Here is a 26,071-nt window from a genome sequence, read left to right on the forward strand (position 1 = left end):
GTTTATTGCTCCGCGTTCGCAGGCTTGGCCTGATCAGGGTCTGACGGGGTCGCGGTCACCGGTTTGACATCCGGCTTGGCCCACCAGGTCATCAGGCCGATATCGGAAAGCGCTTCGGCCTTGGGATGGTCGAGGTGATTCCAGTAAGCCACCCGCCAGGTCTTGATGTGCCAGTTCGGGACGACGTAAAAGCCCCACAGCAGCACGCGGTCCAGCGCCTTGGTATGGGTGATCAGGCTTTGCCGTGAGTCGGCGTTGATCAGGCCGTTGACGAGAGAGTCCACCGCAGGGTCCTTGAGGCCCATGAAGTTGCGGCTGCCCGGGTTGTCGGCGCTGGAGGAGTCGAAGTACACGCGCTGTTCGTTACCGGGCGAGCTGGACTGCGGATAGCCCGTGACGATCATGTCGTAGTCCCGCGAGCGCAGGCGGTTAATGTATTGCGACACGTCGGCCCGGCGGATCACCAGTTCAATACCCAGGTCACTCAGGTTGCGCTTGTAAGGCAGCAGAATGCGCTCGAACTCGGTCTGGGCGATCAGAAACTCCAGTTTTACCGGGTTGCCCTGCGCGTCGACCATCTTGTCGTCGACGATCTTCCAGCCCGCTTCCTGCAACAGCTGGAATGCCCGACGTTGTTGTGGGCGAATCATGCCGCTGCCGTCGTTAACCGGTAACTGAAAAGCCTCGGTGAATACCCGATCCGGAATCTTGCCGCGCAGCGGTTCGAGGATTTTCAGTTCCTCGGCAGAGGGCAGGCCGCTTGAGGCCATTTCCGAGTTGTCGAAATAACTTTTGGTACGGCTGTAGGCACCGTTGAAAAGCTGTTTGTTGGTCCACTCGAAATCCAGCAGCAAGGTCAGCGCTTCGCGCACCCGCGCGTCCTGGAATACCGGTTTGCGCAAGTTGAAAACGAACCCCTGCATACCGGTCGGGTTGCCGTTGGGCAGCTCTTCCTTGACCAGCCTGCCATCGCGAACTGCCGGGGTGTTGTAGGCGGTCGCCCAGTTCTTGGCGCTGGTCTCTATCCAGTAGTCGAACTGCCCGGCCTTGCCGGCCTCCAGCGCTACTGTGTTGTCGCGGTAGTAGTCGGTGGTCAGTACATCGAAGTTGTAGAAACCCTTGTTGATCGGCAAATCCTTTGCCCAGTAATCCTTGACCCGCTCATAACTCACCGAGCGCCCGGCTTTTACATCGACCACCTTGTACGGCCCGCTGCCCAGCGGGAAGTCCAGGTTGCCTTTGCTGAAGTCGCGGTCGGCCCAGAAGTGCTTGGGCAGCACGGGCAACTGGCCAAGAATCAGCGGCATTTCGCGGCTGCCCTTGTGCTTGAATTTGAACAGCACCCGCAGCGGGTCTTCGACGACGACCTGATCGACGTCGGCGTAGTAGCCCTTGTACATGGGCGAGCCGTGTTCCATCAGGGTCTTGAAGCTGAATTCCACATCTTCGGCGCGGATCGGGTGGCCGTCATGGAAGCGTGCTTCAGGCCGCAGGTAGAAGCGCACCCAGCTGTTGTCCGGCGCTTTCTCGATTTTGCCGGCAACCAGCCCGTATTCACTGAAGGGTTCGTCCAGGCTAGCGCGGGCCAGGGTGTCGTAGATCAGACCAATGTCGTCTGCCGGTACGCCCTTGTTGATGAACGGGTTGAGACTGTCGAAACCGCCGAAGCCTGCCTGGCGCAGCGTGCCGCCCTTGGGGGCATCCGGGTTCACGTAGTCGAAATGCTTGAAATCAGCCGGGTATTTCGGCGCTTCGTCGTACAGCGTCACGCCATGCTGAGGCGCAGCCTGTACCGTGCAGGCGAGGCTGGCCAGCAGCAGGCCGGCTGCCTGCGAGCGCAGGGAGTGCAGAGGGTTCATCGGGGCTTCTCCAGAGTCTTGAGCCACCACGCACGCAGCCCCAGGGTATAGGGCGGGGTAGTGACCATGGCGAATCGGTTGCGATAGGCAAGCCGATGATTGTTCAGATACCAGTTGGGAATGCTGTAGTGCTGAGACAGCAGTACGCGGTCCAGCGCCCGCGCCGCGGCGACCTGATCGTCGCGGGTCTGCGCGGCCAGCAGTTTGTTCAGCAGGGCATCGACCACGGGGTTGGCGATACCCGCGTAGTTCTTGCTGCCGTTGATCGCGGCCTGACTGGAATGGAAGTATTGCCACTGCTCCAGACCGGGGCTCAGGGTCTGTTGCAGGGTCATCAGAATCATGTCGAAATCGAAACGGTCCAGGCGTTGCTTGTATTGGGCGCGGTCGACGGTACGCAGTCCTGCATTGATTCCCAGGCGGCGCAGGTCTTCGATGTAGGGTTGCAGAATGCGTTCCAGGTTGGGATTGACCAGCAGGATCTCGAAGCGCAAAGGTTGCTTGTCGGCATTGAGCAAACCCTTGTCCGAGAGCGTCCAGCCTGCCTCGGCAAGCAGCTTCAGGGCCTTGCGCAAGGTCTCGCGCGGGATCCCGCCGCCATCGGTTTTCGACGGGGCGAACGGCTGGGTGAACAGGCTGGCAGGCAACTGATCACGGTAGGGCGCCAGGAGCAGCCATTCAGCCCCGGTCGGCAGGCCCGTCGCGGAAAATTCGCTGTTGGGGTAGTAACTGGTCGAGCGGTCATAGGCGTCGCTGAACAGCGTGCGGTTGGTCCATTCGAAATTGAACAGCAGCCCCAGGGCTTCGCGCACGCGGATGTCGGCGAAGGCGGCGCGCCGCGTGTTCATGAACAGGCCCTGGGTCTGGGTCGGTATGCGGTGCGGAATCTGCGCCTTGATCACCTGACCGTTGGCGACTGCAGGGAAGTCATAGCCATTGGCCCAGTTCTTGGCCTGATGCTCGATGTAGATGTCGAATTCACCCGCCTTGAACGCTTCGAACGCCACGTCGCTGTCGCGGTAGAACTCGACCTCGACGCGGTCGAAATTGTATTTGCCGCGGTTGACCGGCAAGTCCTTGCCCCAGTAATCCTTGACCCGCTCGAACACCAGTTGCCGACCCGGCTGCACGCGGGTGATGCGGTAGGGACCACTGCCCAGCGGCGGCTCGAAGGTGGTCGCCTTGAAATCCCTGTCTTTCCAGTAATGCTGCGGCAACACTGGCAGTTCGCCCAGGCGCAGGATCAGCAGCGGGTTGCCGGAGCGCTTGAAGACAAAGCGGATGCGATGACGATTGAGGATGTCGACGCGCTGCACTTCCTGCAGGGCGGTGCGGTATTGAGGGTGACCGTCCTTGAGCAGTGTCCGGTAGGAAAACGCCACGTCGTAGGCGGTGATGGGCTTGCCGTCATGGAAGCGCGCCTGTGGGCGCAGGTTGAACACCACCCAGCTGCGGTCCTCGCTGTATTCCACGGACTGGGCGATCAGCCCGTAACTGGAGGTCGGCTCATCGCCGGACGGGTCGTACTGGCCCGTGCCGACCATCAGCGGTTCATTCAGCTCGTTGACGCCATATTGCAGGAAGTTGCCGGTCGAGACCGGGCTGCTGCCCTTGAATGTGTAGGGGTTGAGCGTGTCGAACGTGCCGAAGGCCATCATTCTCAGGGTGCCACCTTTCGGCGCCTCGGGATTGACCCAGTCGAAATGAGTGAAGCTGGCCGGGTACTTGAGAACACCAAACTGCGCGTAACCATGACTTTCAGTAATGGCTGCGTTGGCGCAGAAGCTCAAGGCCAGGCTGAGGGTTAGCAGGAAGGGACGTATCACGATCCAGGCGGCTTGGGCTTTCGGGTCGCTAACAGTAACAGCTTGTTCCAGCTGGAAAAAGACTGCAGGTGATGGCGTTGCCGGGGCTGCATCGGCCACCCGCCCCAAGGTTATCGAAGGGCAAGTGGCCGAGCTCATCAATGTGGCAGGTAAACGGTCAGGGTCTGGCCGGGTTTGAGGGCCTGCCCGCTACGTGGATTCCAGCGCTTGAGATGTTGCATCTCGACGTTGAAGCGCTTGGCGACCAGGTACATCGAGTCACCTTTCTGGATCTTGTACTGCATGGATTTCTTTTCGCCATCCTTGGCGCTGGTGCTGGCGACCGCCTTGCTGGCGGCTTTACCGGCAGGTTTGCTGGTGTCCTGCATGACCAGCGTCTGGCCGACCTTGAGCTTCTTGCCGGTCAGCTTGTTCCAGCGTTGCAAGTCTTCGACGTCAACCTTGTTGGCTTGCGCGATGTTGGTCAGGTTGTCACCGCTGCGCACTTTGTAGCTGCGGGTACGTGACGGCTTGTCGTTGCTGGCCAGCGCTTCGAACACAGGCTGTGAATTCTGCATGCCCGGCTTGACCGGTATGCTCAGCGACTGACCGACCTTCAGGCGGTTGCCGGACAGCTTGTTATTGCCCTTGAGCGAGCTGACCGTGACCTGATAACGACTTGCCAGGCTTTCCAGAGTGTCGCCCTTGCGCACCCGGTAAGGCTGCCAGGCGACGAGTTCTTCCTGTTTCATGGTCAGCAGGCTGGCCGTCAGCAGTTGCGCCTTGGAGGTGGGCACCAGCAGGTGCTGGGGGCCATCGACGGTCAGGCGCTTCTTGTAGGCGGGGTTGAGCTGGATAAGCTCGTCTTCGTCGATGTCGGCGGCGCTGGCCACTTTGGACAGGTCGACACGCTTGTTGAGCTCGACGACTTCGAAGTAAGGCTGGTTGGCGATCGGGTTCAGATTGACGCCATAAGCTTCCGGCGACAATACAACCTGGGACAGGGCCAGCAGCTTGGGCACGTAATCGCGGGTTTCCTGCGGCAGCGGCAGGTTCCAGTAGTCGGTCGGCAGGTTGAGCTTGTCATTGCGCTCGATGGCGCGGCTCACCGTGCCTTCGCCGGCATTGTAGGCTGCCAGGGCCAGCAGCCAGTCACCGTTGAACATGTCGTGCAGGCGGGTCAGGTAATCCAGTGCCGCAACAGTCGAGGCCTGGATGTCGCGACGTCCGTCATAAAAGCTGGTCTGGCGCAGGTTGAAGTAACGCCCGGTCGACGGGATGAACTGCCAGAGGCCGACCGCCTGGCTGCGTGAAACGGCCATCGGGTTGTAGGCGCTTTCGATAACCGGAAGCAGGGCCAGTTCCAGCGGCATGTTGCGTTCTTCAAGGCGCTCGACGATGTAGTGCATGTACAGGCTGCCGCGCTCGCCAGCGTTTTCCAGAAAGGAAGGGTTGTTGGCGAACCACAGGCGCTGTTGATCGATGCGGGGGTTCTGATCGTTGCCTTGTTGCAGTTGAAAGCCCTGACGCATGCGCTCCCAGACATCCTGTGGAGGTGCGAGAGGGGTGGCAGGCTTGTGTGACAGAAAAATCGGTTTTTGCTTGATTCCGGCGGCCAGGTTAGGCGCGCGATGATTACTGGCCGGGTCGACGCTGGCGGTGCTCTGGCAACCGGCCAGAAGGGCACTCGCGGTGACGGCCATGGCCTGAGCCAACCGAGTCAATGCGTCCGAATGTGAAGGCTTGCTGGTAGATGACGACATTGTTCGGGGGGTACATCCAGACGAAAATGTCGGGCGATTCTAGGAAGCAGCCTGCCGTCGGTCAACCTTTCAGAATTTTATTGCGGTTTTAGGGTCGGGTCAGAACTTATCTTTCCAGGCCCTCAAGCTGGCAAAGACCGCACTCTGCGAGGTGTTTTGCGCGTCGCTCCGTTCGTCCGCTTTTTCTTTAACGGATGTTTCCCCGGTACGCAGGAAGGGGTTGGTGCGTTTTTCCAGTGCCATATTCGAAGGAAGACTGATGCGATTTTCGCTGCGCCAGCGCGTCACTTCGGCCAGGCGTTCGGCAATATCGACATTGGCGGGCTCGACGGCCTGGGCAAAGCGCAGGTTGCTCAGCGTGTATTCGTGAGCGCAGTAGATCAGTGTGCTGTCCGGCAGTTCGGCCAGGCGGCCGAGAGAATCGTGCATCTGTTGTGGCGTGCCCTCGAACAGCCGTCCACAGCCGGCGGCAAACAGCGTGTCGCCGCTGAACAGCAGGGGCGTCGTGGCGTCCTCATGATAAAACGCGATATGCCCCAGCGTGTGGCCTGGAACCGCATGCACCACAAATTCCAGGCCCAGCACGGTCAGCCGGTCATTGTCGACCAGCGCGATATCGCGCGCCGGTATGGTCTCGGCCGCTGGGCCCAGCACCCGCGCCGCGGTCGACTGCTGGAGTTCCGCAACACCGCCCACATGATCATTGTGGTGGTGCGTGATCAGGATATCGGTCAGCCGGTAGTCGGGATTCTGCGCCAGCCAGCCCAGCACCGGCTTCGCGTCGCCCGGATCGACGACAGCGCACTGCTGGCTCGAAAGGTCTTGTAACAACCATATGTAGTTGTCATTGAAAGCAGGAAGGGCGTGGATCTGTATCATGGCGCAGTTCGCATAGCGGCGGACAATGGTGCATCTTAGAGTCTGTTGCCGCTGTATGCGAGCACCTCTGGAGGAGAACTCATGACCGATGAAGCGTTCGCTCAGGCTGATCCTGAGTGGCTTGCATTGATCCGCGCTGCCCGCGAATGGCTTTCCGGGCCGCTCGGGCAGCTTCTGCTCGAAGAGGAGCGGCGCATTCTCGACGAAGAACTGGGGCGGTATTTCGGTGGCTATCTGGTGCATTACGGCCCGTCGGCGCAAAGCCCGCCGGTGGCTCCCCAGGTGCAGCGCAATGTACGCCTTGGTGCGCCATTGCCGGGTGTCGAGATCGTCTGTGAAGAACAGGCGTGGCCATTGAGTGAGCACGCGGCCGATGTCGTGGTACTGCAACACGGCCTGGATTTCTGCCTGTCGCCCCACGGCCTGCTGCGCGAAGCGGCCAGCAGCGTGCGACCGGGCGGGCACTTGCTGATTATCGGTATCAACCCCTGGAGCACCTGGGGCATACGCCATGTATTCGCCCGGGATGCGCTGCGCAAGGCACGCTGCATTTCATCCTCGCGGGTCGCTGACTGGCTGAATCTGCTGGGCTTCGCGCTGGAGAAACGACGCTTCGGATGCTATCGTCCGCCCCTTGCTTCAGCAGCATGGCAGTCGCGTCTTGCAGGGCTTGAACGCCTTGGCGAGGGACGTCAGAGCCCCGGTGGCGGCTTCTATGTACTGGTGGCGCGCAAACTGGTGGTAGGCCTCAGGCCTTTGCGCCAAGTGCGCCGTGACCCGATCGGCAAGCTGATTCCCATGCCGATGGCCAAGGTCAGCCGCAATACTCAGGATCAGGCTTGAGCAATGCCATGCCGCAAATGAAGCCCATCATTCTGGAAAGGTCGTAATGAGCGATAGCGTTGAACTCTTCACCGACGGTGCCTGCAAGGGTAATCCTGGCCCGGGCGGGTGGGGAGCCCTGCTGGTGTGCAAGGGCGTCGAAAAAGAGTTGTGGGGTGGCGAAGCCAATACCACCAACAACCGGATGGAACTGACCGGTGCGATTCGCGGGCTTGAAGAACTCAAGCGCCCCTGCGAAGTGACGCTGGTGACCGACTCTCAGTACGTGATGAAAGGCATTACCGAGTGGATGGTCAACTGGAAGAAGCGCGGCTGGAAAACCGCTGCCAAGGAGCCGGTCAAAAATGCCGACCTGTGGCAGCTTCTGGATGAACAGGTCAGTCGCCACACGGTGAAATGGCAGTGGGTGCGTGGGCACATCGGCCACCCTGGCAACGAGCGTGCCGACCAGCTCGCCAACCGTGGCGTCGACGAAGTGCGCGGCATCCGGCACGGCTAGACGCGCACGGGCTCGCAACGGCCGCTGCGTGCTAGAATCGCGGCCTGTACATGAGGCAACAGTCAATGGCATTGCAAAACCTGGATAACAGATCGATCGTCCTCGATACCGAAACCACCGGTATGCCGGTGACGGATGGTCACCGCATCATCGAGATCGGTTGTGTCGAGTTGATCGGTCGCCGCCTGACCGGGCGGCATTTTCACGTTTACCTGCAACCTGATCGCGAAAGTGACGAAGGCGCGATCGGTGTTCACGGTATCACCAACGAATTTCTGGTCGGCAAGCCGCGGTTTGCCGAAGTCGCCGATGAATTCTTCGAGTTCATCAAGGGCGCGCAGCTGATCATTCACAACGCAGCGTTCGACGTTGGCTTCATCAACAACGAATTTGCCTTGATGGGTTCGCAGGACAGGGCTGATATCACCCAGCACTGTTCGATTCTCGATACCCTGATGATGGCGCGAGAGCGCCACCCGGGTCAGCGCAACAGCCTGGATGCACTGTGCAAGCGCTATGGCGTCGACAACTCGGGCCGTGAGTTGCACGGCGCATTGCTCGACTCCGAGATTCTGGCTGACGTCTACCTGGCGATGACCGGCGGGCAGACCAGCCTGTCGCTGGCCGGCAATGCTTCCGATGGCAATGGTTCGGGCGAAGGCTCCGGCAACCGTGGCAGCGAAATTCGCCGCCTGCCGGCCGATCGCAAGCCTTGCCGCATCATTCGCGCTTCTGAAAGTGAACTGGCCGAGCACGAAGTGCGTATGAGCACCATCGCCAAGGCTTGCGGTGCTCCTCCGCTCTGGGTACAGATGCTGGAAGCCGGAGCACAGGCATCTTCCTGACAGCAAGCGGCAAAGGTGAACTGAACGTGGCACATCCTGCTTTGAGCATTCGGGTTGCAGACGAATGCTTCGAGGACTACATCCTCAATAGCGAATTCACGTTTACAGTGCTTGGCTACGCCCAACCGCGCATCGGCAAGCCCGTGGATTCATGGCCGGTAGAGCTGGTCGAGCCGTACAGCAAGAATTATGGCATCGACTCTCAGGAGTTCGCCGATCATCGTGACGCCGCCACCAGTTCGGTGATGGTTGCCTGGCTGGATGACCACCCCGTCGGCCATATCGTGATGAGCACTCACTGGAGCGGCTTCGCCTACATCGATGAACTGGCGGTAGACGAGTCGGCGCGCCGTCATGGCGTCGCACGTTCATTGCTCGACGCCGCACAATTCTGGACTCGCAAGCGCGATCTGCCGGGCATCGTTCTGGAAACCCAGAACAATAATCTGGGAGCCTGCAGGCTGTACGAGAGTTGCGGGTACGTGGTCGGCGGGGTGGATCACATGCGCTATCGCGGCATCGATCCGAGCACTCGTGAAACGGCGATTTTCTGGTATCTGATCTTTTCGGATTAACAGCTTCCCGCCGGCCGTGCAGCCAAAGCGGGAATGCTGCCGGTATTACGTGGGTGTACGGGTGATTTTTATGCCCGATTGCACCAGCTCGAAGTCCTCACCACCCAGATGCTTGACCCGGTCGCCGATTGCCAGCCTGTAGGTGATCACCGGTTGCCCGCTCTGCGCCTCATCCGGCTGCGATTCCTGGAACTCATGAACCGGATAAACGCGACCTTCGGCGTCCCTGGCATGAAATTGTCCGACGAGAACTGAAGCCATTTGCTCTGTAACCTCTGAAACTGAATATAACTGCTGGTTTACGAATCCATCGAGGCTAGTAGACCACTGATCTATAGGTGAGTTTGCCTTTGAGGGAAAAAATAATCCCTGCTGTTCCAGTGCGTAGGGAATTGACCGGCGCAAAGGTCGTCTAAACCCGGCTTCTGTTCTATACCTAACCTTCCCTTGAATCAGATGACGGATATTTCCATGAGCCAGGTTCATACCATTGCCGTATTGGTCGGCAGTCTGCGAAAAGAGTCCATCAACCGCAAGATCGCGCTTGCTCTGGCAGAACTGGCACCTGCCAGCCTGAAACTGAATATCGTCGAGATTGGTGACTTGCCGTTGTACAACGAAGACATCGATGGCGACTCACCGCCGCCTGCATACACTACCTTTCGCGAGCATCTGGGCGCTGCCGACGGCGTGCTGTTTGTCACCCCGGAATACAACCGCTCGGTGCCGGGTGCCCTGAAGAACGCCATTGATGTGGGCTCGCGTCCCTATGGCAAAAGTGCCTTCAGCGGCAAGCCGGGCGCAGTGATCAGTGCCTCGCCGGGTGCTGTCGGTGGCTTTGGTGCCAACCATCACCTGCGCCAGTCGCTGGTATTTCTGGACGTGCTGTGTCTCCAGCAGCCCGAAGCCTACCTGGGCGGTGCCGGGAGCTTTTTCGACGAGTCCGGCGCATTGTCCGATAAAACCAGGCCTTTCCTGCAGAAGTTCATCGATGCCTTTGCCGCCTGGGTCGAAAAGAACGGCAAAGTCTCCGCCAACTGACGCTGACGAAGCGCGTCTGCGGATAAATTGCTTTATCTAACGCAGGCGCTTCGCGCTACCTCAATAAGCTGTTTCCTTTTTTCCTCGGCCATGCGCTCACGCGCAATGCGCTACGAGGAGTTATCCAAGGGAAACAGTACATGTCAGCAGCACTGCCGTATTTCTTCAGTGAGGCTCTGCGGAGCAGATTTACACAGGACATCCAGTACGCAACGGATGAGGCTCGAATTACCAGCGACGAAGGACGGTGGCTAAGGTCACTGGTCGCTACAGACACTTCAGCAGATTCCGGCACGACCTTCCCGAGAGTCGACAGGCTGACAATTGAAGACGGCTCTGCAGGCAATGCCGAGCTGGCCGGAGCATTGTTCATCAGTGATCCCGATAACGCTGACGCTCCTGTTTTTCTGAGTACGTTGGCGTTCGGGATCGAGCGATTTGCGAGCCGTAGTTTGCTACTCGCCGGATTGCAGCAGCGGTTGGCCGAGGTCAGCGACGTGTCGATTGTCGAAGCCGATCGTGTCGAAGATGCGTTGTTCGAAGCGCGCAGTCTTGCGGTGATACGCCAGCAAGCCCGGCACCTGGAAGACCTGTGGACACTGTTACAGGACTTGCCTGATCTGTATTCAGCCTGTGGCAAGGCTTTGCAGACGGTTCTGTTGGCGCGGTGGCCGGGAGACGGCATCGACGTTTTCACCCAGATCGTGCAGATCCTGGAAATGTCCCCTGCTGCCGACCCGGGACTGCCATCGGTCGTGGGCACCCAATACCTGGTCGATGCCGCTGTGCAGGTCTTCATCGGCGAGTTGATTCCGACAGGTCTGACGCGGCAGTTTCTGGATGCCAGGGGGGTTATCCTGTCCCGGGCCCAGTCAACGCTCTTCGAGCAAGCATTGTCTGACTCGGTTTCCGCAGTCAGCGCTGCCTACGAGCAGTTGCTGGCTGACTACTGGACGTCCCTAAGGCCCGACGGCCGGACCGTGAAGGACTTCGCCACCCGCGCCTTGGCAGAGTGCTTTCGTCAGCACCTGCTGTCGAGCCGGGCACATGGCGCGATGACGGACGCGGAGTATCGCCATTTGCTCACCCTGTTGCCTTCATCCCCTGAAGCGATCGATGCACAATCGATCAGGGTCCGGAGGTTGTCGGTGTCTGTGGCGGGGCAGGAGCCGGTCAAGCTGGTCGGTGTGGCCCTGATCGAGTTCCCGGCGGACGAACTGGCGGGTGTATACCTTTACTCCTCGTTATCGGGTTTGCTGCGCTTCAGCGATTCGGCCAACGCCATCGAGCACGTCCTGAGCGACCCTTCACGTAACGGAATACTGTTTTATTCTTCGCTGGACGATCATGTTTCCATCCGGATGCAAGGACCCGTGGAGGTGCGTCAGGATACGCTCGCCACGGAGTTTTTCAGTGATTTCGTCGGGTCGCTCATCGCCCTGCAAAAGCGCAATCTGCGTTACGCGCTGGCGTTGCCGGCCATCGATGCGGCAAAAATTCCCGTCCGGGTTGATGATGCGCTGGATATTCGGGGGCTGCTGGACGGCCGATTGCTGAATCTGCACGACTCAGGACGCTGGCGCTCGGAACGTCTGACCTTTGATCAGGCCTGGGGTGCCTCTGTGCAAACCACCAGTGTGCAGCCGAGCCTCATTCCCGAGCCGTCCTATAACTGGGTCAGCAAACTGAAAAAGCTCGACTGGATGCTTGAGCGCGTTGATGCCCTGCATACGGGCGTGGACAGCTGCATGCGTCTTGCGCTGAACCGCTATCTGGCAGTGATTGGCGGCCCGCATCTTGATGCATGGATGCTCTGGGTGTTACCGGATGCCATCGATGCGCCGCCCGTGCGCCTGCTTTCGTTGGCGCTTGACCGCGTTTGCGGTTATGCACCGGCACCGCTGTCAGGCGGCGTGGTTCTTGCCGGGCTGCTGAAGCCGGTTATGGATCAACCGGTGCAACGTTTGCCCTTGGCATTGATCGAGCAGATTCTGTCCTGCGTCCAGCTGGATTTCCCTCGCCGCTTCAACGAGCAGATAAGCGAATTCTATTCACGCTCGATACGTCATCTGGATACCCGATTACGGCCCGACGTGATGTGCGGTCTGATTCGGGAGTACTCGCTGCGTCTGGAACTGCTGGTTGAAAAACGCATCGCTACGCTTCCTGATTCGGTCATCGCGAACGTCCAGCAAGTACTGGACAGACCGTTACCAGCGCTCAGGGCTGCGCTGGGCGAGGCGCGTGTCGATGCTTTTACCGTCTCGGTCGAGTACGACCCGCAATCAGCCGCGATCAAAGTGCCCAATGCATTCGTGATCAATAACAGGTTGCCCGGCAACAAGCCCGCTCTGTGGATAGTGAACAAGGGGCTCATATGTTTCGAAACCCTGCAGGTACTGGAACAGTATGTTGCTGAGCGGTTTACCGGCAAAGAACTGGGATCGCACTTGCCCGGCGTTCTTGCCGAGCCTGACCGGCAGACGTTGCTCGACTATCGTGCCCGGAAGGGTGCTCTCACCCTCAAGGTCGTATTGCAGCGCATCGAAGGGCATTTCATCGAGGCCTTGCAACACGACGAGATAGAGCGTCAGCGGCGCACGATGGCAGAACTTTATCAGCAGGCCGTGACCTGGCGTGTGCCGTCAGAACTATTTGTCAACCTGTTGGGGGCAGGGGAGCGGGATGACCGAAATCGCCAGAACCTCAGCCATCTGGGCGTCGCCATTCAGTTCATCATCTACAAAGCCATCGTGCCCTCATGGGTCCGCGAAGCGTCCAGGGCCGATCAGGTTATGCTGATTGATGCCCTGCGGCGTTTCTATGTGACCTGTGCCGGAAAGAAAGACTTTCTGTTTGATATTCCCAGCCTCTACGAATACTCCTGTGAACAACTGAGACTCAGGTTCCAGACCGATTTCACCGAGCCTCGTCCGGATCCTGAAAACATCCGGGTTACCCTGAAGCATTTTGTTCCCGCTCCAGTCGCGCCGGGGCAGACGCCTCAATCGATACCGGCGGCCACGGACGCAGTCAGTGAAAACCTGGCGGAGTTTGCCATCAACCGTTTCCTGTCCAGGCAGGACGGCGTCATTCTTCTCTCGTCACGAGATGATCAGCCGCTGAACGCGTCGCTGACGCCGGCTTATGTGCGTGAGCTGGTGAAGTCGCTGGACATTGCCGCAGGTTACCGGAGCCTGCTGGACTCGCGGCTGGCCGTGACGGCTGCGGATTATCCGGAGCGACGCAGGCTGTTCGTCGAACAGGTCCCCTCTCTCGATATTCTGCAAGCGTTTGCGCTCCGGCTTAAAAATGAGCTCAGCGAGCAAGCCTACCAAGTGATTGAAAATGTGCTGAGCATGCCTGATGCCCTCGCGCGACTTCCTGTCAACGGCTGCAAAGTGGTGCTGAGCCCCTTGCAATTGCTCCCTGCCCAAGAGGGCTGGGAGCCGACTGTCGTACTGAATACGTATCTGATGGGGCCGATGGACAACCAGCCGGGACCGTGGGTGCTTTACGCGCCGCTGCATGAAGATTTCGTTTTCAAGGAATACCCGGATCGGGCCGCGCTGTTGCATGACATACACACCTCTGCGTTTCTTCAACAATACATTCTGGATCGTGTTGATCCCGATGTGCGCAAGCTCTACGACAACGGTGGCTTTATGGAGCCGCACCTGCCTTTCAGTGCAGAGTCTTCGTTTGATTTTCCTTTTGAAACACCTGCACCGGTCACCCTGCAAATCGACCCGTATGAGGGAAACTGTCTGCTGCTGATGTTCAGGGGCGCCCTCGATATCCTGAAATTACAGGTGCAACAGCACAGCGTTACCAATGCCGAACAGCACCGTGCTACGTCCCGCTACCTGTTCACGCTGGGCGCCGAGCAAGTCATGGCGCTCATGCCGGGGAGGGTGGGTGCGTTGATCGGCATTATCCAGGGGCAGACGCTGCTGAATATGTCGGTCATCTCGGCCGGGGATCAGAGCTGGGGCAAGGCTTTTTCGGAGTTCATGGCTGCTCTGAGTGTGATGATTTCTTCTGGACAGGCGCCCTCGGCATTCCCGTCACGGGCGGTTGACGAGGTCAACATGACAGCGGAGGAAGCTGTCCTGTCTGACCCGCTTGTACAGCTGGATGACGACGCCGATGTGCCCGAGTTTTCCTGGAGCAACAGCTCACTGACCCAGCAGATACGAGAGCGGCTGCGCCAATTCGAAGTGCATGATGTTGCCTTGAACACGCTGCAAAGAGATGAGTTGTTGAGTACCTACCACGATCCGCTCCCAAATAGAGAGTATGCAGCCATTGGTGGCAAGATCTACGAATTGAAGTCTGATGCTAACGGCTGGTTCATCGTCTCGGGAACCATGGTAGGGCCCCCGGTCAGTCTTGATGCGGACCAGCAATGGAAGCTTGATATCCAGGGCGGGCTGAGGGGCGGAGGGGGCGCGCTGACGCGTATGGAGGGCAGCCTTGTCGACGACCTGGTTGACGACATAATGGTTGTAAACGCCCGGGGGATGTCCGAGATCCGCCACTCATACCGGGAAATGGCCCTGGCCATCGAGGACGCGCACAAGCAGGCGCAGTACTATCTGGAAAACAGCCTGGCCAACCTGGCGATACCCGAGTCTGCCAAAGCAGTCGAACCACGCACGGAAAAAATCATCGCCGATTTCTTTGGTCAGAAGAATCCGGACGACCGATTGTACGACGTCACTAAAAAGACAATTACCGATATTTATCAGGAATTGATGAACCCTTCGATGTCGCCCATCGACTCTCAGCGTTATGTGGTGGGTATCAACCGGATGGGCAATGAGGCCTCCAGCGCATTCATCTTCGAGGCGGATCCGTTGAGGCGGGTGTTCCTGACTGAACAGTTCTTTCGTGTACCTACTTACCGTTTCAAGCTCAGCGCCATTCGCTCAGGTGAATTCAAGCATGCTCCGCATTATCGCGCTGCCATTCTGATTCACGAGTTATCGCATATGGTGCTCAAGACCGACGACATTGCCTATGTCGACTCTCAGGCCCCGTTCGTTGACCTGATCGAGGATACCCCGACGTATCGATTGCGCATCAGGAATGAACTGATTACCCAGCAGCAGAAAACCCTGTCCTACCAGACTGACCGCGACAAGCTGTTCAAACAACTGGATGAAGAAACGTGGCGCGATTTGCGGCGAATGGACGGTAACGGCAAGCAGACGATTCTGCGTATCTGCGGCAAGAAGACCCTCGAAGAAGCGCGTGATGTGTTTTACCAGGACGTCCACAAACGTACCGACGTCATGCTCAAAAATGCGGATTCCGTGGCGTTGCTGGTGACATTGCTGGGGCGCGAGCGCTTTGTGAGGCGCTGAGGGCATGCTCCGGCGACCGACGTCACCGGGGCACTCGTGCCTGTCAGACCAGATAATGGCGTAATTCACGGGCGATCAACAGCCGCTGGATTTCGCTGGAGCCTTCGTATATCTGGGTGATGCGCGCGTCGCGGTAATAACGCTCGACCGGGTAGTCCTCCAGATAGCCATAGCCGCCATGAATCTGGATCGCCTTGGAACACACCCATTCGGCCATTTCCGACGCGAACAGCTTGGCCTGAGAGGCTTCCGACAGGCACGCTTGCCCGGCGCTGCGCAGTCGTGCAGCGTGCAGGGTCAGCAGGCGGGCGGCATTGATGCGGGTGTGCATGTCGGCCAACAGATTGGCAATGCTTTGATGTTCGATGATCGGTTTGTCGAACTGCACACGTTCCCGCGCATACGCCAGCGCAGCTTCGAAGGCGGCGCGGGCGATACCCAGCGCCTGCGCGGCGATGCCGATGCGGCCGCCTTCCAGGTTGGAGAGGGCGATCGACAAGCCCTTACCGCGCTCACCCAGCAGGTTGGCAGCCGGGATGCGGCAGTTGTTCAAGGTGACCGCGCAGGTGTCCGATGCGCGGATGCCCATCTTGTGTTCGCTGCGATCCACCACGAAACCGGGGTTTTCGGTCGGCACCAGAAAGGCTGACAGGCCCTTTTTGCCAAGCGCCGGATCGGTCACCGCAAACACGATAGCCAGTTGTGCCCGCTTGCCGTTGCTGACGAACTGCTTGGCGCCGTTGATCACCCACTCATCGCCCTGTAACTCGGCACGAGTCCGCAGGTTGTGGGCTTCAGAGCCTGCATGTGGTTCGGTCAGGCAGAAACAGCCGATGGCCCGGCCCGTGGCCAGTTTTTCCAGCCAGGCATGTTTCTGCTCGTCGGTGCCGTAGTTGAGAACCGGCCCGCAGCCCACCGAGCTGTGAACGCTCATCAATGTGCCGGTGGCCGCGTCGGCAGCGGAGATTTCCTCAACCGCCAGGGCGTAGGCGACGTAATCGATGTAGGTGCCACCCCATTGCTCCGGCACCACCATGCCCAGCAGGCCCAGTTCGCCGAGCTTGGCAACCAGTGCGTCATCGATCCAGCCGGCCTTTTCCCAGGCCTGGGCATACGGCGCGATTTCATTACGCGCAAAGTCGCGCGCCATGTCGCGAATCATTACCTGCTCTTCACTCAATTCAAGGTCGTGCACGGCTCAATTCTCCAGACCGCTGAAGAAACTCTGCACCTGCGCGGCACTGACGTCCTGCGCGCTGGCGTGTTTCCATTGCGGCTTCTTGTCTTTATCGATGATCAGCGCACGTATGCCCTCGATCAGGTCACCGCGTTCGAACCATTGGCGGTCCAGGTGCAACTCCATGGCGAAGCAGGCCGGCAGCGACAGATGACGGCCACGGCGCAGCATTTCCAGGGTCACCGCCATGCCCAGCGGTGAGTGAGCTTTCATTCGGGCTACGGTATCCAGCGCCCACTCGCGGGTGTCGCCGATGACCACCTGTTGCAGTTGCTCAAGCATGCTGGGAACATCCGGCAGCCCGAAAAAGTGGTCGATGGCGTGGCGCAGGGATTCCAGCGGAGGGGAGGGCAGACGCTGGGTCGCCAGCTTGGCCAGCGCACCCTGCAGGTCCTTGAGCGGGGTCGACTTCCATTTCAGATGATCGAGCATGTGGTCGAGGCGCGGCAGCAGTTCGCTGTTCATGGACCAGTTGGCAAGGCCGCAGTACAACGCGTCGGCAGCACCGATCTGCGACCCGGTCACGCCCAGCCAGGTCCCGAGTTCGCCGGGCAGCCGCGAGAGAAAATAACTGCCGCCGACATCAGGGAAATAACCGATGGCGACCTCCGGCATGCCGAGGCGGCTGCGTTCGGTGACCACGCGCAGGTCGGCTCCCTGGACCAGCCCCATGCCGCCGCCCAGCACCAGGCCATCCATCAGGGCCAGTACCGGCTTGCGGTAGCGGTGAATGGCCAGGTCCAGCTCGTACTCTTCGGCAAAAAACGTGTGGTGCAGATCCTGGCCGCTCTGGTGGCTTTCATACAGCGAACGGATATCGCCACCGGCGCAGAACGCCTTGCCGCCTGCGCCGCGCAGGACCACGGCATGAACCGAGGGGTCGTCGGCCCAGCGCTCAAGTTGCTGGCGAAGTGTGCGGACCATGTCCAGATCGATTGCGTTCAGGCCTTCCGGACGATTGAGGGTCAAGTGTCCGATGTGGTTACGCACGTCGATAACGATCGAATCCCGGCTGGCGGAAGGTCGAACCGGGCGGGCGGATGAAACCTGTGAACTCATTCTGAACTCCTTGTTCGGTTGCGCTTTTTTCTTATTCGAGCATTCGAGCGTCGCAGAAGATCGTAGCAGCGCAAATGTGCAAAGCAAAACTGCGTTTAAGCATAGTCTGAAGTTTCAGATAGCCACTGTTTAACGCCTTCGCAAGTGCCTGAGCGTTGCGGTATTGGACTGACCGATACGAATCATTGCCTGGCGGATGAGTATTATGAGTGTCATTAATGTCACAAAAGGGAATTCCTCAGGTGTACCCCATGAAAGTCCCCGTGCCAGTCGTTTATGAGCCATAAGTATGCCCCGCGCGAGTGGGCCGCCCACGAGCGTCCGACCATGCCCGGCTCGCCGTCGACGCCACTGCATTCGACCGCGCGGCGTTGGGCGTTTGCTATCGTGGGGGTGATCGTCGCGCTGACCGGCGGCCTCGGTAATGCGCTGGTAGTCGCCAACCTGCCGTATTTGCAGGGCGCGCTGGGGGCGACATCGCAGGACATCGCCTGGCTGCCGGCGGCCTACATCATGACTAACGTGTCGATGAATCTGCTGCTGGTGAAGTTTCGTCAGCAATTCGGCCTGCGCGCGTTCACCGAGCTGTTTCTGGTGCTGTATGCGCTGGTGACGCTGGCGCATCTGTTCGTCAACGACATCGATTCGGCCATCGCTGTACGTGCGGCACACGGTATGGTCGGCGCTGCGCTCAGCACTCTCGGGCTGTATTACATGATTCAGGCTTTCCCGCAGAAGTGGCGGCTCAAGGCGCTGGTGTTGGGGATTGGCACCGCTCAGTTGGCAACACCGCTGGCCCGGCTGGTGTCTGAAGACTTGCTGCAGATTGCCCAATGGCGTGGCCTGTACCTGTTCGAACTGGGCATGGCGCTGCTCTCGCTGGGCTGCGTGCTGCTGCTCAAACTGCCGCCGGGTGATCGCTTCAAGGCGTTCGAGAAGCTCGATTTCCTGACCTTCGGCCTGCTGGCCAGCGGCTTTGCGCTGTTCTGTGCGGTGCTGTCGCTGGGGCGTATAGAGTGGTGGCTGGAAGCGCAGTGGCTGGGTATCGCCTCAGCGGCATCGATTGCGCTGATCTGCACCGGGCTGGCTATCGAGCATAACCGCAGCAATCCGTTGCTGATCACGCGCTGGCTGGGCAGTGGGGCGATCCTGCGTCTGGGCCTGGCGGTTATCCTGTTTCGCGTGGTGCTGTCCGAACAGTCGGTCGGTGCTGTCGGTTTTCTTCAAGCGCTGAATATGGGCAGTCAGCAGTTGCACACCTTGTATCTGGTGATGTTGCTCGGCAGCGTCTCGGGGCTGGCGGTCAGTGCGCTGACCATCAACCCGGCGCATCTGATCAAACCCTTGCTGATCTCTCTGGCGATGATGGCAGTGGGGGCCTGGATGGACAGTCATTCCACCAACCTGACCCGCCAATCGAACATGTACCTCAGCCAGTTTCTGTTGGCGTTCGGCGGCACGTTTTTCCTCGGGCCCACCCTGGTGCTGGGGATCAGCGGGGTGTTGGCGAACCCGCGCAACATGGTCAGCTTTTCGGTGTTGTTCGGGATCACCCAGAACATCGGCGGGCTGATCGGGTCTGCTGCATTGGGCACCTTTCAGGTGGTGCGCGAGAAATTTCATTCCAGTTACATCGTTGAACACCTGACCCTCATCGATCCGCTGGTTCAGGCGCGACTGCAGAGCTACAGCGCCAGTTACAGCTCGGTGCTCGCCGACCCGTCATTGCGCAACAGTCAGGGCATCCGCGCGATGGCCACGGCCGCGACCCGGGAGGCCAATGTGCTGGCCTACAACGATGTGTTCATGCTGATCGCGCTGATTGCGGTGCTGACCATGATCTGGATTTCAGCCCGGGTCCTGTGGCTGAAAATGACCACTCAACCTCTGGCGCTGGCACCCGTTGCACCTGCTGCTTCGCCCTCCGTATCCAACTCCGGCGTTAAATCTTCATGACCGAATCCAAGACCCCAGATACCGAAGCCCCGCGCAACTCGCCGCCACCGGCACCGTTGACGTCCCCGGTGACCAGCAAGCCGCGCTCGACCCGCAAGCGTGTCGTGTCTTCCGTGATTTTCGGCGCCGTCGCCCTGGCCGGGGTGCTGGTGGTGCTGTACGCCTGGCAACTGCCCCCGTTTGCCAGCCCGATCGAGAGCACCGAGAACGCGCAGGTCAAGGGCCAGACCACGCTGATCGGGCCGCAACTGAGCGGCTATGTCTACGAGGTGCCGGTGCAGGACTTCCAGTTCGTCAAGGCCGGTGATTTGCTGGTGCGTCTGGATGACCGTATCTATCGTCAGCGCCTGGATCAGGCCATTGCACAACTGGCTGTGCAGAAGGCCTCGCTGGCCAATAATCTGCAACAACGGCGCAGTGCCGAAGCCACCATCGGCCAGCGTCAGGCCGAACTGCAGAACAGCATCGCCCAGAGCCGCAAGAGCGCCGCCGATCTGCGGCGCAATCAGGCGCTGGTGACCGACGGTTCGGTTTCGAAAAGCGAGCTGGATGTCACGCGTGCCGCCGATGCGCAGGCAAACGCCGCCGTTGCCGAAGCCAGGGCAGTCTTGCAGATCGCCCGTGAGGACCTGCAGACCGTCATCGTCAACCGTGGCTCACTGGAAGCCTCGGTCACCAATGCGCAGGCGGCGATCGAGCTGGCGCGCATAGACCTGGACAACACCCGTATCGTTGCCCCGCGGGACGGGCAGTTGGGGCAGATTGGCGTACGTCTGGGTGCCTATGTCAATTCGGGCGCGCAATTGATGGCGCTGGTGCCCGAGCAGCGCTGGATCGTGGCGAACATGAAAGAAACCCAGATGGCCAACGTGCGCCTGGGCCAGCCGGTGAGCTTTACCGTCGATGCGCTCGATGGCCACGAGATGCACGGCCACGTACAAAGAATTTCGCCCGCTGCCGGCTCTGAATTCAGCCTGCTGCCCGCCGACAACGCCACCGGCAACTTCGTGAAGATTTCCCAGCGTATCCCGGTACGCATCGTGGTCGATGCCGATCAGCCCATGCTTGAGCACCTGCGGCCAGGGATGTCGGTGGTCGTGAGCATCGACACCAGCGCGGACGGCGATGTGCCGCCTGATCCGGCGGTGCGCTGAGCCTCTGGATGATCGCTGATTGCTGGACGCGAGCAGGATTCGATCCGATGCAAGTTGACTATCGTGCCGACGCTCCGCGTCGGCATGCAGTTCATGACGCTCCGCGTCACACAGCGGTTCTGCGATATCAGGTGGATTCGGGTTCGACTCAGGTCACCTTTTCGCCCCTCGGCGAGTTACTTTGATGAGGCCAAAGTAACCAAAACCTTTCGCTCCGGTTTCCGGCCCGACTTCGTCGGGTTCCTTCGCCCTGTCACTGATCCGGGGGTCGCCGCAACGCGCCATCCATGGCCCGGTGCAGCTAGCCTGGCGTCCTGCCAGGCTACCCCCGGATCAGCGCCAGGACTCAGCCGTCACTAACGTCGCACTCTGCGTCGTCAGTGCCATCGCGCTCGAAAAGCACTTCGTTGGCAGCGGCTGATGGGTAACTCATAGCATTGTTTCGCATCAGAGATTGCTAACGCAGAGCGTCACGAACTGCATGCCGACGCAGAGCGTCGGCACGATAGTCAAAGCGGGGGCGGGCGCAGCAGGCATCAGAACAGCTTGCTGAACACCCAATACAACGAACCTGACAAGAGGATCGCCGCCGGCAGGGTCAGCACCCAGGCAGTGGCCAGATTACGCAGGGTACGCATCTGCAGCCCCGAGCCATTGGCGACCATCGAACCGGCCACGCCGGACGACAGCACATGGGTTGTGGATACCGGCAGCCCATACATGTCCGCCGCGCCGATCGTGAACATCGCCACAACCTCTGCCGACGCGCCCTGGGCGTAAGTCATGTGCGTCTTGCCGATGCGCTCGCCCACCGTCACCACGATACGCTTCCAGCCGACCATCGTGCCCAGCCCCAGGGCGATGGCCACGACAATCTTGACCCAGGTCGGAATGAACCGCGTGGCACTGTCGATCTGCCCCTTGAACGCCTCAAGCTTGGTCTTGGTATTCGCGTCGAAATCGCCGACCTTGTTTTTTTCCATCAGGCGGATGGTTTCCGAGGTCAGGTACATGTCGTTACGCACGTTGGTCACGGCTTCCGCAGGCACCTTCGACAGCGAGCCATAACTGGCGACCTGATCGCCGATCTTGCCAGCCATCACCGCCAGCGCAGGGATCAGTTCAGGGCTCGCTTCCTTGCTGACCAAGTAATCCGACAGCGTCTTGCGCGCATCCCCGGGGGCCGGTTGAGGGACGCTGCGGAGCAACGCCTGCTGGGTTACTTCAGCCACAGCAGCGAACTGGGTAGCCTGTTCGGCGGGCATGGTGCGGTTCAGCGCATAAGCCATCGGCAGTGTGCCGACCAGAATCAGCATGATCAGGCCCATGCCTTTCTGCCCGTCGTTGGAGCCGTGCGCGAACGACACGCCCGTGCAGGTCACGATCAGCATGGCGCGAATCCACAACGGTGGCGGCGCATTGCCTTCCGGAGCCTTGTACAGCGCGCGGTTCTTGATGAACATGCGCATGGCCAGCAACAGCAACGCCGCACAGCCGAAGCCCACCAGGGGCGAGAGCAGCAGTGAGTAACCGATCTTGGTGGCTTGGGACCAGTCCACGCCGCTGGTGCCGTCGCGGCCGTGCATCAGGGCGTTGGCGATGCCGACCCCGATGATCGAACCGATCAGCGTGTGTGACGAGGACGCCGGCAGACCCAGCCACCAGGTGCCGAGGTTCCAGATGATCGCCGCGATCAACAGCGCGAAGATCATCGCGAAGCCCGCCGATGAGCCGGTTTGCAGGATCAGTTCCACCGGCAGCAGGGCAATGATGCCGAATGCCACCGCGCCGCTGGAAAACATCACGCCGAGAAAATTGAAGAAGCCTGACCAGACCACTGCAAAGCCGGGCGGCAGGGAGTGGGTGTAGATCACGGTGGCGACCGCGTTGGCCGTGTCATGAAAGCCGTTGACGAACTCGAAGCCCAAGGCGATCAGCAACGCTACACCCAACAGCACGAACGGGGTCCAGGTGGTGACCACCGTGCCCATGTCGTCAACGTCCTGTTTGAGGCTGTAGCCGGTGAACAGCAAGCCTGCGATGAGTATCGTGAAGAAAAGTATCATGGTCATTCGGCTGGGCTTGCGACCGAATTGACTCGCTGACAGGCTCGCCTTGCCGAGAGCGTCTGGAGACAGTGCGTTTGTAGCCATGTTCGCAATCCTGGATTGAAAGAATATTGACATGGTCATTGCAAAATGTGACAGCGGTGAGACATGTAACAATTGATTGCGCTTTTGCGCCGGTTTTCTGACAACCGGCGGGTGCGGGTGCTGATTCAGTAATCGCCGCGTTTGCGGAATGCCCAGCGCCCGGCGACCAGCGTGAAGGTCGCGACCAGCGCCACCAGAATCCAGAAGCCCTCAGGGTCAGAGGCCAGCGGTACGCCGCCCACGTTCATGCCGAAAAACCCGGCAACGATGTTGATCGGCAAGGCCAGAACAGTCACCACGGTCAGGGTAAACAGGGTTCTACTGCTCTGTTCGTTGAGGTTGGCGGCAATTTCTTCCTGCAACAGTTTGATGCGCTCGCCCAGCGCCGTCAGGTCGTTGATCACCAGTGAGGACTCTTCGATGGACTGACGCAACGCCTGGACATCCTGTTCGCGCAGCCATTGCGGAGGTTTGTGCAACAGGCGCATCAACGAACCGGGTTCCAGCGCCAGCAGGCGTTGCAGACGGACCAGCACCCGGCGCATGGCGCCGAGTTCGGAGCGATTGTTGCTCAGTCGCTGCGAAAGCAACTGATCTTCGATGCGGTCGACGTTGACGCTGGTCTTGCGCAGGAACTGCGTCAGCACTTCGCCCTGGTCGCTCAGCAGGTGGGCGAGGAGCTCCAGCGGTGAGTCGAATTGCTCGCCGCGCTTGACCGCCGAGCGCAGCTTGTCCACCGAACGCAGCGGCTGCAGCCGGGCGGTGATCAGCAAACGCTGGCGGGCACAGACCCACAGGGTGGAAATATCCGTCGAGAGCCTGTTGAAGTCGAACACCACATCGTTGACGACCGCCAGCAGCGTGGTATCCACGTGCTCGATCCGCGTCGAACGCGAGCCCTCGTGCAATGCTTCGAAAAACTCTTCCGGAAGGTCCAGCTGGGCTTTCATCCAGCGTTCGCAGGCCGCGTGCGAGAGGTTCAGGTGCAGCCAGATGAAGCCGTTTTCTTCGGGAGGGTTTTGCAGGTAATCCAGCGCGGCGGCCGAACCGATTTCCTGGCCACTTTCACCGTGGCGAAAACGGAAGCCGTAGAGCAGACCGAAAAGGTCGGAGTCCTGATGGTGGTGAGCGATACTGTGGTTCATGGCTGTCCACGTGCGGCCTGGCCCGGGCAGGGGAGGCGAAGGCCGCATGATGACAAGGCGTTATTTCATATTTGTGACAGCTTGTTGCCGGGTGTGACATCCGCCAGATCGAGAAACGACTGCATGGGCAGCCGTTCAGTCAATCGACAGCTCGCTACCGCCTCGACAGCGGTCAGACCATCGCCAGTGGCACCTTGCGAGTCGGCGCAGGCCATGCCAGATCGATATCGGCCAGATCGCGCTCGGTCAGACGAATCTGCTCGGCAGCGATGTTCAGACGGATGTGTTCCGGGTTGGTCGCCTTGGGAATGGCGATCATGTTGTCCTGGCGAAGCACCCACGCCAGGGAAATCTGCGCCGGTGTTGCATCGTGGCGTTTGGCGATTTCGTGCAGGGCAGGGTGGTAGAGCAGATCGCCAGCCTGGCCGATCGGGCAGTAAGCCATCAAGGGCAGATGACGGTCTGCGCTCCACAGCATCAGGTCGAACTCGATGCCGCGCTGCTCCGGGTTGTAGAGCACCTGATTGGTGGCACAACGCGGGTTGTTGAGCTCGATCATGTCCGGCACATCAAAGTTGGACACCCCCCAGGCACCGATTTTGCCCGCTTCACGCAGACGCTCGAATGCCTCGACCGTCTCGGTCAGCGGGTACTGGCCTGGCCAGTGCAGCAAGTACAGATCGATGTAGTCGGTGTTCATTCGCCGCAGGCTGGCCTCGCACGCGGTTGGAATACCGGCGCGGCTGGCGTTGTGCGGGTAGACCTTGCTGACCACGAATACCTTGTCCCGCTGTCCGGCAATGGCTTGCCCGACGATTTCCTCGGCAGCGCCATCGGCGTACATCTCGGCGGTGTCGATCAGGGTCAGGCCCTGTTCGATACCGAGGCACAGGCCGGCGATTTCTGCCGAGCGCTGATGCCCTTTTTCACCCATGTGCCAGGTGCCCTGACCCAGCACTGGTACGGTTCTGCCTGCCAGTTCCAGTGTGCGCATGTGACCCCCTGCAATTAAATAAGCAGCTAATGAGCGGTTGAATAAGCAGGTCTCAGGCAACAAGAGGCGCACGAGGTTCCGTGACACCCCAATCACAATGCAGATTTAAACCCGGAACTGCTTCAGCAAGGTGTTCAACTCTTCGCTCAACCCGCGCAGGTGCAGACTGGCCGAAGTCGATTGTTCGGCGGCCAGTGCGGTGCTCTGGGACAGTTGCGCGGCCTGGGTGACATTCTGGTTGATGTCATCCACCACGTGCGTCTGCTGCAGGGTGGCGCTGGCGATCGATGCATTCAGGCTGTTGAGGTTGCGCAGCGCCTGACTGATGGAGGTCAGGCTCTGGCCGGCCTGATTGGCCTGCTCGATGGTCAACTGCGAAGAGCGGCTGCTGTCACCGATCACCTTGACCGCTGCATCGGAATGCTTTTGCAGGCGTTCGATCATTGACTGGATTTCTGCGGTCGATTTCTGCGTGCGCTGGGCCAGCAGACGCACTTCGTCGGCCACTACGGCAAAGCCGCGGCCCTGCTCGCCGGCACGCGCGGCTTCGATGGCGGCATTCAGCGCCAGCAGGTTGGTCTGCTCGGCAATCGAACTGATCACTTCCAGTACGCTGCCGATCTGCGTGCTCTCGCTGGCCAGGCTCTGCATCACTTGCACGGCCTGACCGATGGTGCTGGAGAGGTGTTCGATCTGGCGCAGGCTGTTATCGATATTGATTTGCCCCTGCTGTGCCTGCGACTCGGCATCGCGCATTTCGCTGGCGGCATGTTCAGCGTTCTTGGCCACGTCCTGCACGCCGTAGGTCACTTCGTTGACCGCAGTGGCAACCAGGTCCATCTGTTGCGATTGTTGCTCGCTGCGGCTCTGCGCCTGTTCAGCGTTGCTGCCCAGA

Annotated in this window: 19 protein-coding genes; 8 read left to right on the forward strand and 11 right to left on the reverse strand. The window is 59.9% G+C overall.

All coding sequences use genetic code 11. The features are described from left to right. Positions 1–2 precede the first annotated feature (2 nt). From KUIN1_RS09175 to gloB, 4 genes are all read right to left on the reverse strand, one after another. Positions 3–1,859 carry an extracellular solute-binding protein gene (locus tag KUIN1_RS09175; protein WP_104723783.1) on the reverse strand — a complete coding sequence of 619 codons (1,857 nt, stop codon included), beginning with the start codon at positions 1,857–1,859 and terminating at the stop codon, positions 3–5. Further along, positions 1,856–3,685 carry an extracellular solute-binding protein gene (locus KUIN1_RS09180; protein WP_011267222.1) on the reverse strand — a complete coding sequence of 610 codons (1,830 nt, stop codon included), beginning with the start codon at positions 3,683–3,685 and terminating at the stop codon, positions 1,856–1,858. Before KUIN1_RS09180 ends, KUIN1_RS09175 begins: the two co-directional genes overlap by 4 nt. A gap of 137 nt (positions 3,686–3,822) precedes the next feature. Beyond that, the gene (locus tag KUIN1_RS09185; protein ID WP_011267223.1) at positions 3,823–5,427 is read right to left on the reverse strand and encodes a lytic transglycosylase domain-containing protein; all 1,605 of its coding nucleotides are present in this window, start codon (positions 5,425–5,427) and stop codon (positions 3,823–3,825) included. A gap of 99 nt (positions 5,428–5,526) precedes the next feature. Beyond that, entirely contained in the window at positions 5,527–6,306 is a 780-nt protein-coding gene (gene gloB, locus KUIN1_RS09190) for a hydroxyacylglutathione hydrolase (RefSeq protein WP_024642085.1), read from the reverse strand. 81 nt (positions 6,307–6,387) lie between these two features. On the opposite strand from gloB, the gene KUIN1_RS09195 reads away from it, so the two are divergent. The 4 genes from KUIN1_RS09195 (at position 6,388) to KUIN1_RS09210 (ending at position 9,068) form a co-directional block, all read left to right on the forward strand. Beyond that, positions 6,388–7,149: a methyltransferase domain-containing protein gene (locus tag KUIN1_RS09195; protein WP_003404449.1), complete on the forward strand. Its 762-nt coding sequence runs from the start codon at positions 6,388–6,390 to the stop codon at positions 7,147–7,149. A 46-nt stretch (positions 7,150–7,195) separates the two neighbouring features. Then, positions 7,196–7,648, forward strand: coding sequence for a ribonuclease HI (gene rnhA / locus KUIN1_RS09200; protein WP_003368579.1), 453 nt, complete (start codon positions 7,196–7,198; stop codon positions 7,646–7,648). 65 nt (positions 7,649–7,713) lie between these two features. Continuing rightward, complete coding sequence (gene dnaQ, locus KUIN1_RS09205) at positions 7,714–8,493, forward strand: DNA polymerase III subunit epsilon (RefSeq protein WP_003368580.1); 780 nt, start codon at positions 7,714–7,716, stop codon at positions 8,491–8,493. Positions 8,494–8,513: 20 nt separating this feature from the next. Then, entirely contained in the window at positions 8,514–9,068 is a 555-nt protein-coding gene (locus KUIN1_RS09210) for a GNAT family N-acetyltransferase (protein ID WP_152092433.1), read from the forward strand. Between the two features lie 45 nt (positions 9,069–9,113). Here the strand turns inward: KUIN1_RS09210 and KUIN1_RS09215 are convergent, their stop codons facing one another. Beyond that, positions 9,114–9,329, reverse strand: coding sequence for a hypothetical protein (locus KUIN1_RS09215; RefSeq protein WP_003404447.1), 216 nt, complete (start codon positions 9,327–9,329; stop codon positions 9,114–9,116). 210 nt (positions 9,330–9,539) lie between these two features. Here KUIN1_RS09215 and KUIN1_RS09220 point away from each other — a divergent pair, with 210 nt between their 5' ends. Further along, the gene (locus KUIN1_RS09220; RefSeq protein ID WP_152091944.1) at positions 9,540–10,109 is read left to right on the forward strand and encodes an NADPH-dependent FMN reductase; all 570 of its coding nucleotides are present in this window, start codon (positions 9,540–9,542) and stop codon (positions 10,107–10,109) included. 140 nt (positions 10,110–10,249) lie between these two features. Further along, the gene (locus KUIN1_RS09225; RefSeq protein ID WP_152091945.1) at positions 10,250–15,478 is read left to right on the forward strand and encodes a dermonecrotic toxin domain-containing protein; all 5,229 of its coding nucleotides are present in this window, start codon (positions 10,250–10,252) and stop codon (positions 15,476–15,478) included. Positions 15,479–15,521: 43 nt separating this feature from the next. On the opposite strand, the gene KUIN1_RS09230 is transcribed toward KUIN1_RS09225, so the two are convergent. Further along, positions 15,522–16,673, reverse strand: a complete 1,152-nt coding sequence (locus KUIN1_RS09230) for an acyl-CoA dehydrogenase family protein (protein ID WP_011267227.1) — start codon at positions 16,671–16,673, stop codon at positions 15,522–15,524. Between the two features lie 3 nt (positions 16,674–16,676). Next, positions 16,677–17,774 carry an enoyl-CoA hydratase/isomerase family protein gene (locus KUIN1_RS09235; protein ID WP_003404441.1) on the reverse strand — a complete coding sequence of 366 codons (1,098 nt, stop codon included), beginning with the start codon at positions 17,772–17,774 and terminating at the stop codon, positions 16,677–16,679. A gap of 276 nt (positions 17,775–18,050) precedes the next feature. Between KUIN1_RS09235 and KUIN1_RS09245 the strand changes: the two genes are divergently transcribed. Then, a complete protein-coding gene (locus KUIN1_RS09245; RefSeq protein ID WP_152091946.1) occupies positions 18,051–19,730 on the forward strand; it encodes an MFS transporter in 1,680 nt (559 codons plus the stop codon). Beyond that, positions 19,727–20,884 (forward strand): HlyD family secretion protein, encoded by a 1,158-nt coding sequence (locus KUIN1_RS09250; protein ID WP_152091947.1) that lies wholly within the window; start codon positions 19,727–19,729, stop codon positions 20,882–20,884. Before KUIN1_RS09245 ends, KUIN1_RS09250 begins: the two co-directional genes overlap by 4 nt. Before the next feature lie 536 nt (positions 20,885–21,420). Here the strand turns inward: KUIN1_RS09250 and KUIN1_RS09260 are convergent. From KUIN1_RS09260 to KUIN1_RS28565, 4 genes are all read right to left on the reverse strand, one after another. Continuing rightward, positions 21,421–23,037: an inorganic phosphate transporter gene (locus KUIN1_RS09260; protein ID WP_024651277.1), complete on the reverse strand. Its 1,617-nt coding sequence runs from the start codon at positions 23,035–23,037 to the stop codon at positions 21,421–21,423. Positions 23,038–23,162: 125 nt separating this feature from the next. After that, on the reverse strand, positions 23,163–24,182 hold the full coding sequence (locus tag KUIN1_RS09265) for a transporter (RefSeq protein WP_003404434.1): 1,020 nt from the start codon (positions 24,180–24,182) through the stop codon (positions 23,163–23,165). A gap of 172 nt (positions 24,183–24,354) precedes the next feature. Continuing rightward, positions 24,355–25,176 (reverse strand): aldo/keto reductase, encoded by an 822-nt coding sequence (locus tag KUIN1_RS09270; protein ID WP_003315245.1) that lies wholly within the window; start codon positions 25,174–25,176, stop codon positions 24,355–24,357. Positions 25,177–25,281: 105 nt separating this feature from the next. Further along, the gene (locus KUIN1_RS28565) at positions 25,282–26,016 is read right to left on the reverse strand and encodes a methyl-accepting chemotaxis protein (RefSeq protein WP_428842016.1); all 735 of its coding nucleotides are present in this window, start codon (positions 26,014–26,016) and stop codon (positions 25,282–25,284) included. Positions 26,017–26,071 lie beyond the last annotated feature (55 nt).

Origin of the sequence: Pseudomonas sp. KUIN-1 (genome assembly GCF_009176725.1) — a bacterium.
Lineage (GTDB): Bacteria > Pseudomonadota > Gammaproteobacteria > Pseudomonadales > Pseudomonadaceae > Aquipseudomonas > Aquipseudomonas fragariae.